This is a genomic window from Cryobacterium gelidum, assembly GCF_004403985.1.
Classification (GTDB): Bacteria; Actinomycetota; Actinomycetes; order Actinomycetales; family Microbacteriaceae; genus Cryobacterium; species Cryobacterium gelidum.
Genome location: NZ_SOHL01000025.1, coordinates 127,504 through 138,878, shown reverse-complemented (window position 1 = coordinate 138,878; position 11,375 = coordinate 127,504). Strand labels below are relative to the sequence as shown.

Below are 11,375 nucleotides of genomic sequence, written 5' to 3'. Positions count from 1 at the left end.
CCCGAGCAGCAACGTACCTGGACTGGATTCATAGCTACAATCACCACAGACCCCATACCGGCATCGGCGGCAAATCACCCATCGACCGCGTTCACAACGTCAGTGGGAAGAACAACTAGACCGCTATCGGCAATCCCCAGCAGGTCGGGCTGCGTCTCGGTGACTGCGCCCCGGTGCAGAGTCTGGTCTGTCGCACCCTGGTCTGTTCGCCGTCTCTGCCAAGCGGAGCCCCGCTGCGTCCGCCTGCTCCCTGACCAGCCCGTTCGCAGCCTGGCCGATGGTTACGTCCGTGAACCCGGTCAGCACAGTCGGCGCAGCTGGAAATCAGTTTTCAGCCACGGTGGTACCCAAGGGTTCACGGTCGAATAGCGATGTGCGGTCACGGCCCCGCGGTCCGGGCGGTTGCTAGCGAGTGCTTGAGTTGCTGGGTCGACCCCACGGTCCGGTGACGGCCAGCGTAAAACCGGGTGACTGAATGTTCACGAACAGGGTTTTCCCGTCGGCGCTGAAGGCAGGCCCACAGAACTCGCTGTCATTGAAGTCGTTTCGAGCCAGTGGATACGACTTACCATCCGCGGTCACTCCCACCAGGTGCGAGATCCCATTGCCGTCCTCGGCCAGGATGAGTCCGCCCTGCGGCGCGACTGTGATGTTGTCCGGGCCATCGAAGTTGTTTCCCTCGACGTCAGGGTTGGCGTTCACACCGAAGATCGTCTTCAGGGTGATGCTCTCACTGGCCGGATCGTAGAACCACACCTGGCCGTCGTGCTCGTTGGCGCTGCCGTCGGTGGTCCGCGCGAAGCTGGAAACGAAGAAGGCACCGCCGTCGGCCCACCACTGGCCTTCGAGTTTGCGGGAGCGGGTGATCTGCTCGTCGCTGAATTGCCTGGGAACGGAAGTGGTGGCGGCATCTCGGTCGGGGACATCCTTCCACCGAACCGTGTAACGCGTGCCGGGCCGCGTGGCCTCGGCCAGATCCGGGACGTGCGTGCTGCCCCGGTAGCAAATCATGGCCTGAAGGGCGCCCGCGATGTCGCCGCCCTCGGACTGCGCGAGTTGTCGAAGGGCATCCTTGCCCGGCATGAAGCCGCTTGGCGGAGTCCAGCGCAGATACAGGCCATTGGGATTGCTGGCATCTTCGGTCAGGTAGACGGCGCTGGTGGGAGGATCGATGGCGACTGCCTCGTGGGAGTAGCGACCCATGAACTTCATCTGTACGAAGCTTTTGCCCACGTTCGCTTCGCGGCTGGACGGGTCGACTTCAAACACGTAGCCGTGATTTTTGGTGTTACCCGCGCTACCGACGCGACTTTCGGTTTCCTCACAGCTCAGCCAGGTCCCCCACGGGGTGATCCCGTCGGCACAGTTATTGTCGGTGCCGGCCAGGCTCGTGTACTGGCCGATGCGATTGCCATTCGCGTCGACGGTAATCGTCGAGGTGCCGCCAATGGCTCCGATGTCGTAGGTGAGGCCGTCCGTGACGGGAACGAGAGCGCGCCATACCCGGCGGAGGGACGGGTAGCAGCAGCGGCGCGGGAGAACGGATCCAGGCTGCCGGCACCGGCGAATACGAAGCCGAGGCCCGTCGCGGCAGTGCCACCGAGGAAGCCCCGGCGGGACACGGATGAGGACATATGAATCTCCTTGAAGACGGATGGGCGTACGCAACTGCGCACCACGGTTAGGTCTATCCGCTCCCGGTAACGCCCAGGCAACGCTCATTGGAACGCACGGTGAACCGGGCTCGCCGAGCGCGGCTCGGTAGGCTGAGTGGATGGCCACCCGCATCAACCCCAGCATCCTCGCCGCCGATTTCGCCAATTTTGAGAGCGAGCTGGGTCGCATCCGCTCGGCCGACCTGGTTCACGTCGACATCATGGACAACCATTTCGTACCGAACCTCACCTTCGGGCTCGGCATGGTCGAACGCCTGCAGCAGGTATCGCCGCTGCCGCTGGACATCCACTTGATGATCGACGACCCCGAGCGGTGGGCGCCCGGCTACGCCGAGGCTGGGGCGTTCTCGGTCACCTTCCACGCCGAGGCCACGACCGACCCGGTCACCGTGGCCCGCCGGCTGCGCTCAATCGGAGCCCGTGCCGGCATCGCTCTGAAGCCCGGCACCGACGTCGCGCCCTACCTCGACCTGCTGCCCGAATTCGACCAGGTGCTGGTGATGACGGTCGAACCCGGCTTCGGCGGTCAGAGCTTCATGCAATCGACCATGCCCACGCTCGCACAGCTCCGCGCAGCCGTCGAAAAGAACGGCCTCGACGTCTGGCTGCAGGTCGACGGCGGCATCACCGAGCAGACGATCGAAATCGCCGCTGCGGCTGGCGCGGACACCTTCGTGGCGGGGTCCAGCGTGTTCGGGGCCGAGAATCCAGCCGCCCAGATCAGCCTGCTGCGGGAGCGCGCGGCCAGTCACCGTCACGGGGCGGGTAACCTAGAGTCGTGAAAACTTTCGATGACCTTTTCGTAGAACTGAGCGACAAGGCCCGCAACCGCCCCGAGGGCTCCGGCACCGTGCGTGAACTCGACGCCGGCGTGCACGCCATTGGCAAGAAAATTGTCGAAGAAGCCGCCGAAGTCTGGATGGCTGCCGAGTTTCAAAGCGACGACGAAACCTCCGCCGAAATCTCCCAGTTGCTGTACCACCTGCAGGTCATGATGATTGCCAAGGGCCTGTCTCCGGCCGACATCTACCGACATCTGTGACCCGCGCCAGAGTGTGATGCTGGCCTGATTTCAGTGAATAGTCGTGTGAACCAAACCGAGAGAATACTCCCATGCTGAGAATTGCCGTGCCCAATAAGGGCTCGTTGTCTGAAACCGCCGCGCAGATGCTGGCCGAAGCCGGGTACACCGGTCGCCGCGATCCGCGCGACCTGGTGACCGCCGACCCGCGCAACGGGGTCGAATTCTTTTACCTGCGCCCCCGCGACATCGCCACCTACGTCGGATCAGGCGCACTCGACGTCGGTATCACCGGACGCGACCTGCTGCTCGACTCGCACTCGAAAGCCGTGGAGATCGCCAGCCTCGACTTTGGCGACTCGACCTTTCGGTTCGCCGGGCCGGCCGGTCGCTTCACCGAGCTGAAAGACCTCGACGGCCTGCGCGTCGCCACAAGCTACCCCGGCCTGGTCGAACGTTTCCTCGCCACGCACTCCGTGACGGTCGACCTGGTCGAACTCGACGGTGCCGTCGAATCCGCCGTTCAGCTCGGCGTAGCGGATGCTGTCGCCGACGTTGTCTCCACCGGCACGACGCTGCGCAAGGCTGGCCTCGAAATCTTCGGACCGGTTATTCTTGAATCCACCGCCGTGCTGATCAGCTCCACCAACGACAAGGCCGGCATCGACACCCTGCTGCGCCGACTGCAGGGAGTGCTCGTGGCTCGCCAGTATGTGCTGCTCGACTATGACATTCCGGTCGCGTTGCTCGACGCGGCGGCAGCGCTCGCTCCCGGCATCGAATCTCCGACCGTCTCTTCGCTGCACGACCCGGAGTGGGCCGCCGTGCGCGTCATGATCGCCCGGCTCGACATGAACAATGTGATGGACGCCCTCTACGCCCTCGGCGCCAGAGCCATCCTGGTCACCACCATTCACAACGCCCGTTTGTAACCCGGGGAGAGGAGAACTCGCATGAGTTTGAGTGTGCGCGTCATTCCCTGCCTCGACGTGGCCAACGGTCGCGTCGTGAAGGGTGTCAATTTTCAAAACCTGCGCGACGCCGGCGACCCGGTCGAGCTCGCACGCCGCTACTACGAACAGGGCGCCGACGAGCTCACCTTCCTCGACGTCACGGCCACCGTCGACAACCGCTCGACCACCTATGACGTGGTGCGTGCAACGGCCGAGCAGGTATTCATTCCGCTCACCGTCGGCGGTGGCATTCGCAGCGTCGAAGACGTGTCCCGTCTGCAGGCGAGCGGCGCCGACAAAGTCAGCGTCAATAGCGCGGCAATCGCCCGCCCGGCTCTCATCGCTGAAATTGCCGACCGCTTCGGCGCCCAGGTACTGGTGTTGAGCCTCGACGTGAAACGATCCGAACGCGCCGAGAGCGGCTTCATCGTGACCACGCACGGCGGCCGCACCGAAACCGACCTGGACGCTGTGGGCTGGGCCCGGCAGGCGATCGAGCTGGGGGTCGGGGAGCTCCTGGTCAACTCGATCGACGCCGACGGCACCAAAGCCGGCTTCGATATTGCGCTCATCGCGCTCATGCGGGCCAACAGTCGGGTTCCGGTGATCGCTTCCGGCGGCGCCGGGAACGTGTCCGACTTTCCACCCGCGATCCGGGCCGGCGCTGACGCCGTACTGGCCGCATCCGTTTTTCACAATGCAGAATTGACCGTAGGCGACGTGAAGCGCGAGCTCACCGACGCCGGATTGCAGGTGCGCTGATGAGCGCAGAACTGACCGATCAGCTCGACGCCGCCGTCTTCGACGCCGACGGACTGCTGCCTGCCGTCATTCAGCAGTGGGACACCCGCGAGGTGCTCATGCTCGGCTGGATGAACCGGGAAGCGCTGCGCCGCACCCTCGTTGAGGGGCGCGTCACCTTCTGGTCGCGAAGCCGCCAGGAATACTGGCGTAAGGGCGATACCTCCGGCCACGCGCAGTACGTGCACTCGGCCGCCTTCGACTGCGACAGCGATACCCTGCTCGTGCAGGTCGACCAGGTCGGAGCGGCCTGCCACACCGGCTCCCGCACCTGCTTCGACGGGCGTGACCTCGGCGCGATCACACTGGAAAGGCCGGTGGCATGACCGAGCGCCCCCCGGCAGCAACCGGACGCAGCAACCAAAAAACGAGCACCGCTGGCTCCACTACCCGCGGCCAGTTCGACGCGCTCATCGACGCGCACCGGGTCATCCCGGTCATTCGAGAGCTTTTCGCCGACGGTGAAACCCCGGTCGGCATTTACCGCAAGCTCGCCAACGGTCTTCCGGGCAGTTTTTTGCTCGAATCGGCCGAACAGGGCGGCATCTGGTCGCGGTTCTCCTTCGTCGGCGTGTCCTCGTTCGGTGTGCTCACCCAGGACGGCGACGACACCCGCTGGATCGATTACGGACTTTCCGCCGACCGCGCGCTCGGCGATGCCGCACACCTGGGCCCGCTGGCCGCACTGGCTTATCTGTTCGATCGCTGGCAGACGCCGCGGTTGCCGGAGCACCCGCCACTGACCGGCGGACTCGTCGGATTCATCGGCTGGGAGGCCATCCGCCAGATCGAACGCCTGCCGCACCAGCCGCCCGCCGACTACGACGTGCCTGGCCAGTCGTTCAGCTTCGTCGCCGACCTCGTCGTACTCGATCACAAGTACGGCACGGTGCAACTCATCGCCAACGTGCTCAACGACGGTGCCGACACGCCGGACCAGCTGTGGGCTGATGCGACGGCACGCCTGGACTCCCTGCAAACCCGCCTCGCAGCGCCCGGGGAGGCGTGGCTGGCTGAGGTCGACCTGCAAGCGCCGAGCGCACCGATCAACCGCACCACGCGCGACGATTTTCTCGCTGCTGTCAACATCGGCAAACAGCACATCGTTGACGGCGACGTGTTTCAGGTCGTCATCTCGCAGCGCTTCGACCAGGTGTGCACCGCGCACCCGATCGACGTCTACCGCGTCTTGCGCAGCCTCAATCCGAGCCCGTACATGTACCTGCTCAGCCTGGAAACGCCGAGCGGCGACCCGTATTGGATCGTGGGTTCCTCACCCGAAGCGCTCGTCAAGGTGCAGGACAAGCGTGTTTTCACGCACCCGATCGCCGGTTCCAAGCCGCGTGGCACCACACCGGATGCCGACGCTGACTACGCGATCGAGCTCGCCGAAGACCCCAAGGAACGCGCCGAGCACCTCATGCTCGTCGACCTCGCTCGCAACGACCTACTCAAGGTCTGCACGGCTGGATCGGTCGAAGTGACCGAGTTCATGCGCATCGAACGGTTCAGCCACATCATGCACCTGGTGTCCTCGGTCGAGGGCAACCTGGTCGCCGGCAAGACCGCGATCGACGTCTTCCGTGCCACTTTCCCGGCCGGCACCCTGTCGGGCGCTCCGAAACCGCGGGCGCTGGAGATCATCGACGCCCTCGAACCGGCCCAGCGTGGCGTGTACGGGGGAGTGGTCGGCTACTTCGGCTTCGCCGGCGACGCCGACCTGGCTATCGCCATCCGTACCGCCACCATCAAGGACGGCATCGCCCGGGTGCAGGCCGGGGGCGGCGTCGTCACCGATTCCGACCCGGCTTCCGAGTACCAGGAGTCGCAAAACAAGGCGGCAGCCCCGTTGCGCGCCGTCGCCATCGCCAACGCGATGCGGCGGGTGTCCTAGTGGCCACAGAATCAGCCAAGCGGATGTCCCCGCGCCGGCTCAAACTCGTGCTCCTTCTCACCATTTTGGGTGCGAGCGCCCTGGCAATGCTGGCCTGGACGCAGGTCTGGGTGCACGCTGAAGTCGGGCTCCCCGATGCTGGCACCCAGGTGTTGCAGATCGATGGAGCGATCGCCGCGCCGGCGCTCACGGCACTCGCCCTCTCCGGCTTCGCTCTGGCGGGCGCCCTGACCATCGCGGGCCGGCTCATTCGCATCGTGCTCGGAGCGCTCGAAGTGCTCCTCGGGTTTTCGGTCTTTCTCGCCGCGTTCCTCGCGGTCAGCGACCCCTCTCGGGCCAGTGCCGCTGCGGTGACCGCGGCGACCGGAATCGCCGGACACGAGTCCATTGCGCTGAGCGTGCTCGGCACGATTGTCACACCGTGGCCGTTTGTCGCAATGGGTGCTGCCGTGATCATGGCAGCCACCGGCGTGGCCGTCGTCCTGACGAGTGGCCGCTGGCCCGGACCGACCCGCAAGTATCAGGCTGTGCGTTTTGAACCGGTAGCCTCCCCGGACGGTTCCGTGCCGGCTTCGACCCTGAGTGGTCGCGCGCCGGGCGGTTCGACCGAGGAGCCGGCACCGAGCGACTCCGTGGGGGACTGGGACGACCTCAGTCGCGGCGATGACCCCACCGCTCGCTGAACTGCGGGCCGCTGCTCCGCTAGACTTGATCCGCTAGTCAACGTATTTAGAGGAGAACAATGAGCATCGATCCGTCAGATCCCGGACACGGCCACTCCGCGGCGGCCTGGACCGCTGTCATCATCATGCTGGCCGCATTCGCCATCGGCACCACTGCCTTCTTCTTCGAGCTGGTCTGGCTCGTTTGGGCCTCATTCGGGCTCCTCATCGCCGGTGTCATCGTGGGCTATGTGCTGAGCAAGGTCGGCTACGGCGTCGGCGCCTTGCCCGCCCCGCACACCCACTAATCGGCGGCGTAGAGACCTGGTGCTTCAAGAACTTCTCGCCGGCGCGGTTTTAGACGCTGAGCAACGCCTCCTCACTCGCCCCTTTGCGAGCGTGGAGGCCGCGGCGCGCGCTCACGCGCCGGCACTCGACGCGCTGGCGGCCCTGGCCCCGGCCGATCGGGTAAAAATTCTCGCGGAAATCAAGCGGGCCAGCCCGAGCCGCGGCGCTTTGGCGGCCATCACCGACCCGGCGGCACTGGCGGTCTCGTATGAGACCGGCGGGGCGAGCGCGATCAGCGTGCTCACCGAGGGTCGCCGTTTCCACGGCTCGATGACCGACCTCGAGCAGGTGCGGGCTGCGGTGAGCATTCCCATCCTGCGCAAGGATTTCATCGGCACGCCGTACCAGGTGTTCGAAGCCCGCGCGGCGGGCGCCGATCTGGTGTTGCTCATCGTCGCCGCCCTCGACCAGGCCACGCTGCTCTCGCTGCACGAACTCATCCACGAGCTCGGCATGACCGCCCTGGTCGAAACGCACAGCGGCGACGAAGTCAGTCGTGCTCTCGACATCGGAGCGAGCCTGGTCGGGGTCAACGCGCGCGACCTGTCTACCTTTGAACTCGATCCGAACCTCTTCGGCACCCTCGCCGACAGAATTCCGTCCGGCGTCATCCGTGTCGCCGAATCCGCCGTCAAGACGGCCGCCGACGTCGCGCACTACCGTGGCGCCGGCGCCGATGTCGTCCTGGTCGGCGAAGCGCTCGTCACGAGCGATCCCATCCGAACCCTCTCTGAGTTTTTGGCGGTTTAAATGTCTCTACGTACACAGCCCGGCCCCTATTTCGGTGACTTCGGCGGCAGGTTCGTGCCCGAATCCCTCGTGGCGGCGCTCGATGAACTCACGGCGGAATACGAACTCGCCAGGAACGATCCGGCTTTCGCTGCGGCCTTGACGAAGTTGCACGTCAACTACTCCGGTCGCCCATCCATCATCACCGAGGTGCCGCGCTTCGCCGAGTATGCCGGTGGCGCCCGCATCATCCTCAAGCGTGAAGACCTCAACCACACCGGTTCGCACAAGATCAACAACGCGCTCGGCCAGGCCCTGCTCACCCAGCGAATCGGCAAGACCCGCGTGATCGCTGAAACCGGGGCTGGCCAGCACGGCGTGGCCACGGCCACCGTCGCGGCCCTGTTCGGGCTGGAGTGCGTCGTCTATATGGGCGAGGTCGACACCGAACGTCAAGCACTCAACGTCGCCCGGATGCGCCTGCTCGGCGCCGAGGTCGTTCCGGTGAAAACCGGCTCGCGCACCTTGAAAGACGCCATCAACGACGCCATGCGCGATTGGGTCAGCAACGTTGAAACCACTAACTACATTTTCGGGACCGTGGCCGGACCGCATCCGTTCCCGGCCATGGTGCGCGACTTTCAAAAAATCATCGGGGAGGAGGCCCGCAAGCAGGTCCTCGACCTGACCGGCAGCCTGCCGGACGCCGTCACGGCCTGTGTCGGCGGCGGTTCGAACGCCATGGGGATCTTCGACGCCTTCCTTGACGACCCCGATGTTGCCCTGTTCGGCTATGAAGCGGCTGGCGACGGCGTCGAAACGCCCAGACACGCGGCGACCATCACGAAGGGCCGCCCCGGAGTGCTGCACGGCGCCCGTAGCATGCTGCTGCAGGACGAAGACGGTCAAACCGTTGATTCGCACTCCATTTCGGCGGGCCTCGACTATCCGGGAGTCGGACCGGAGCACGCCTGGCTTGCCAGCATCGGTCGGGCTACCTACCTGCCGATCACCGACGATGAGGCGATGAGCGCCCTGCGGCTGCTCAGCCGCACCGAAGGCATCATCCCGGCGATCGAGTCATCTCATGCCCTCGCCGGCACCCTCGAGCTCGGTCGCGCACTCGGCCCGGAGGCGACCATCCTGGTCAATCTCAGCGGTCGCGGCGACAAAGACATGGAAACTGCCGGTCGGTACTTCGACCTGCTCGACGAAGGCGCGGAACAGTCATGACGACCCCAATCACGAGCGGCGCTGGGAGCACGGTCGAACAGACCATTGCCCGCCGACGCTCCGCGGGTGGGGGAGCCCTCATCGGCTACCTTCCGGTTGGTTTCCCCACGCTGAACGACAGCATCGACGCTGCGGTGGCCCTCGTCGCCAACGGCGTCGATGTTATCGAACTCGGCCTGCCCTACTCCGACCCGGTGATGGACGGCCCCGTCATCCAGGCGGCCACCCAGCAGGCACTGGCCAACGGGTTCAAGCTGCGCCACGGGTTCGAGGCGATCAGGGCCATCACCGCACAGGTCGATGCTCCCGTTCTGGTCATGACCTACTGGAACCCGGTCGTGCAGTACGGCGTTGAACGATTCGCCGACGACCTGCGCGCCGCTGGCGGTGCCGGACTGATCACGCCCGACCTCATTCCCGACGAAGCCGACGACTGGATGGCGGCGAGCGTTCGTGCCGACCTCGACCGCGTCTTCCTGGCCGCACCGTCGTCGTCTGACGCCCGCCTGGTACAGGCAATCGAGGCGAGCCGCGGATTCGTATACACCGTCTCGACGATGGGAACGACCGGCGCTCGCGCCGGCGTGGACGCGGCCGCCCGCATTCTGGTGGAGCGCTTGCGCGCGGTCGGCTGCACGAGTGCGTGCGTCGGCCTGGGCATTTCCACGCCCGAGCAGGTGCGCGAGATTCTCGGCTACGCCGACGGCGCCATCGTCGGCTCCGCGCTCGTGAAGGCGCTGACAGACGGGGGAATACCAGCCGTGGGACGCCTGGCTCGTGAACTCGCCGTCGGTGCGCGGGATATCCGCCCCGCCGCGTAGACGCGCTCTACACTTAATTGTTCGAGGCGATCGATCGAATCGCCCCAAGTGATGTGAGTCACGATGAAAGGTAGTACCTAGGTGTCCTGGCCTCTGAGCTTTTTGAGCAGCACGAGCATTTTGAACTCGAGTATTTCGAGCCCGGGATGGAGCTTCTTCGACGTGGGACCGTTCCGCATCCACGCTTACGCGCTGTGCATCCTTGCCGGAATAATCCTGGCGACCATCATCACCTCCCGTCGCCTGACCAAGCGTGGCGCGGAGCCGGGAGTCGTACTCGACATCATCCTCTGGGCGGTGCCCCTCGGCATCGTCGGTGCACGCATCTACCACGTACTCACCCACCCGGGCGACTACTTCTTTGAGGGCGCCGACCTGCTGCGCACCCTGTACATCTGGGAGGGCGGCAACGCGATCTTCGGTTCGCTGATCGGTGGCGCCGTCGGCGCCTACATCGGCTGCCGACTGGCGGGCATCCGCTTCTGGACGTTCGCCGATGCCGTCGCGCCCGCGCTGCTCGTCGCGCAGGCCACCGGCCGGCTCGGCAACTGGTTCAACCACGAACTGTTCGGTCTGCCGACGACACTGCCCTGGGGCCTCGAAATCGAACCGAACAATGTTGCCTTCCCGGTCGGGCTGCCGTCCGGCACGCTGTTCCACCCGACTTTTCTCTACGAAATCATCTGGAACCTGCTCGGTGTAGCCGTCATCCTCTACCTCGAACGCAAATTCCGCCTGCGGTTCGGTCAGACCCTGGGTGCGTACCTGATCTGGTACGGACTGGGGCGCAGCTTTTTCGAGTCGATTCGCATCGACCCGAGCGAGATCTACTTCGGCATCCGCACCAACGTCTGGGCTGCCCTGGCGGCCATCGCGCTCGGTTTGGTCATCATTCTCGTGCAGCGTCACCGCCACCCGGGCCTTGAGCCCAGCCCGTATGTTCCCGGTCGGGAATGGAATGGTCCTGACGCTGGGGTAGAATTCGATGACAGCGATTCGGAACCAGACGATGACACCACCGCGGATCAGAGCGATGATGCCGATCACCCCGAATCGCCCGAGGCCGCAGCCACAAGCACGAGCGCTTCGCGTCTGTAATCTCATGTCTGCGCAATCCCAGCTGACACACCCGTAGCGGCGCCCGGTTGCGGGCCCGGCCCGAACAGGGCGCCTCGTTACGGTTTCCTGCACACTTCACCTTCGGGCCGACGTCGTCCCTTACAGCCAATCATTTCGT

Annotated in this window: 14 protein-coding genes; 13 read left to right on the top strand and 1 reads right to left on the bottom strand. The window is 65.2% G+C overall.

Annotated features, from left to right (window positions below; genetic code table 11):
- A partial coding sequence (locus E3T50_RS13135; protein ID WP_166784290.1) for an integrase core domain-containing protein occupies positions 1–119 on the top strand: 119 nt, incomplete at its 5' end.
- A 286-nt stretch (positions 120–405) separates the two neighbouring features.
- Here the strand turns inward: E3T50_RS13135 and E3T50_RS13130 are convergent.
- Positions 406–1,722 (bottom strand): alkaline phosphatase PhoX, encoded by a 1,317-nt coding sequence (locus E3T50_RS13130; RefSeq protein WP_198417987.1) that lies wholly within the window; start codon positions 1,720–1,722, stop codon positions 406–408.
- A gap of 52 nt (positions 1,723–1,774) precedes the next feature.
- Here E3T50_RS13130 and rpe point away from each other — a divergent pair, with 52 nt between their 5' ends.
- From rpe to lgt, 12 genes are all read left to right on the top strand, one after another.
- A complete protein-coding gene (rpe, locus tag E3T50_RS13125) occupies positions 1,775–2,458 on the top strand; it encodes a ribulose-phosphate 3-epimerase (protein WP_134552472.1) in 684 nt (227 codons plus the stop codon).
- Complete coding sequence (locus E3T50_RS13120; protein WP_104139287.1) at positions 2,455–2,718, top strand: phosphoribosyl-ATP diphosphatase; 264 nt, start codon at positions 2,455–2,457, stop codon at positions 2,716–2,718. The genes rpe and E3T50_RS13120 overlap by 4 nt, the downstream gene beginning before the upstream one ends.
- Positions 2,719–2,789: 71 nt before the next feature.
- Complete coding sequence (gene hisG, locus E3T50_RS13115; RefSeq protein ID WP_134459200.1) at positions 2,790–3,629, top strand: ATP phosphoribosyltransferase; 840 nt, start codon at positions 2,790–2,792, stop codon at positions 3,627–3,629.
- Positions 3,630–3,650: 21 nt separating this feature from the next.
- Positions 3,651–4,412 (top strand): imidazole glycerol phosphate synthase subunit HisF, encoded by a 762-nt coding sequence (gene hisF / locus E3T50_RS13110; protein ID WP_134552470.1) that lies wholly within the window; start codon positions 3,651–3,653, stop codon positions 4,410–4,412.
- Positions 4,412–4,777 carry a phosphoribosyl-AMP cyclohydrolase gene (gene hisI, locus E3T50_RS13105; protein ID WP_134552468.1) on the top strand — a complete coding sequence of 122 codons (366 nt, stop codon included), beginning with the start codon at positions 4,412–4,414 and terminating at the stop codon, positions 4,775–4,777. Before hisF ends, hisI begins: the two co-directional genes overlap by 1 nt.
- Positions 4,774–6,345 carry an anthranilate synthase component I gene (locus E3T50_RS13100; protein WP_134552466.1) on the top strand — a complete coding sequence of 524 codons (1,572 nt, stop codon included), beginning with the start codon at positions 4,774–4,776 and terminating at the stop codon, positions 6,343–6,345. Before hisI ends, E3T50_RS13100 begins: the two co-directional genes overlap by 4 nt.
- Positions 6,345–7,028, top strand: a complete 684-nt coding sequence (locus tag E3T50_RS13095) for a Trp biosynthesis-associated membrane protein (RefSeq protein WP_134552464.1) — start codon at positions 6,345–6,347, stop codon at positions 7,026–7,028. The genes E3T50_RS13100 and E3T50_RS13095 overlap by 1 nt, the downstream gene beginning before the upstream one ends.
- 59 nt (positions 7,029–7,087) lie before the next feature.
- Positions 7,088–7,315 carry a DUF6704 family protein gene (locus tag E3T50_RS13090; protein WP_134552462.1) on the top strand — a complete coding sequence of 76 codons (228 nt, stop codon included), beginning with the start codon at positions 7,088–7,090 and terminating at the stop codon, positions 7,313–7,315.
- A gap of 19 nt (positions 7,316–7,334) precedes the next feature.
- The gene (gene trpC / locus E3T50_RS13085) at positions 7,335–8,105 is read left to right on the top strand and encodes an indole-3-glycerol phosphate synthase TrpC (RefSeq protein WP_134552460.1); all 771 of its coding nucleotides are present in this window, start codon (positions 7,335–7,337) and stop codon (positions 8,103–8,105) included.
- Positions 8,106–9,317, top strand: a complete 1,212-nt coding sequence (gene trpB, locus E3T50_RS13080) for a tryptophan synthase subunit beta (RefSeq protein ID WP_134459214.1) — start codon at positions 8,106–8,108, stop codon at positions 9,315–9,317. It abuts the gene before it with no gap.
- Positions 9,314–10,138 carry a tryptophan synthase subunit alpha gene (gene trpA / locus E3T50_RS13075; protein WP_134552458.1) on the top strand — a complete coding sequence of 275 codons (825 nt, stop codon included), beginning with the start codon at positions 9,314–9,316 and terminating at the stop codon, positions 10,136–10,138. The genes trpB and trpA overlap by 4 nt, the downstream gene beginning before the upstream one ends.
- Positions 10,139–10,219: 81 nt before the next feature.
- Positions 10,220–11,236 carry a prolipoprotein diacylglyceryl transferase gene (gene lgt / locus E3T50_RS13070; protein WP_134552456.1) on the top strand — a complete coding sequence of 339 codons (1,017 nt, stop codon included), beginning with the start codon at positions 10,220–10,222 and terminating at the stop codon, positions 11,234–11,236.
- Positions 11,237–11,375 lie beyond the last annotated feature (139 nt).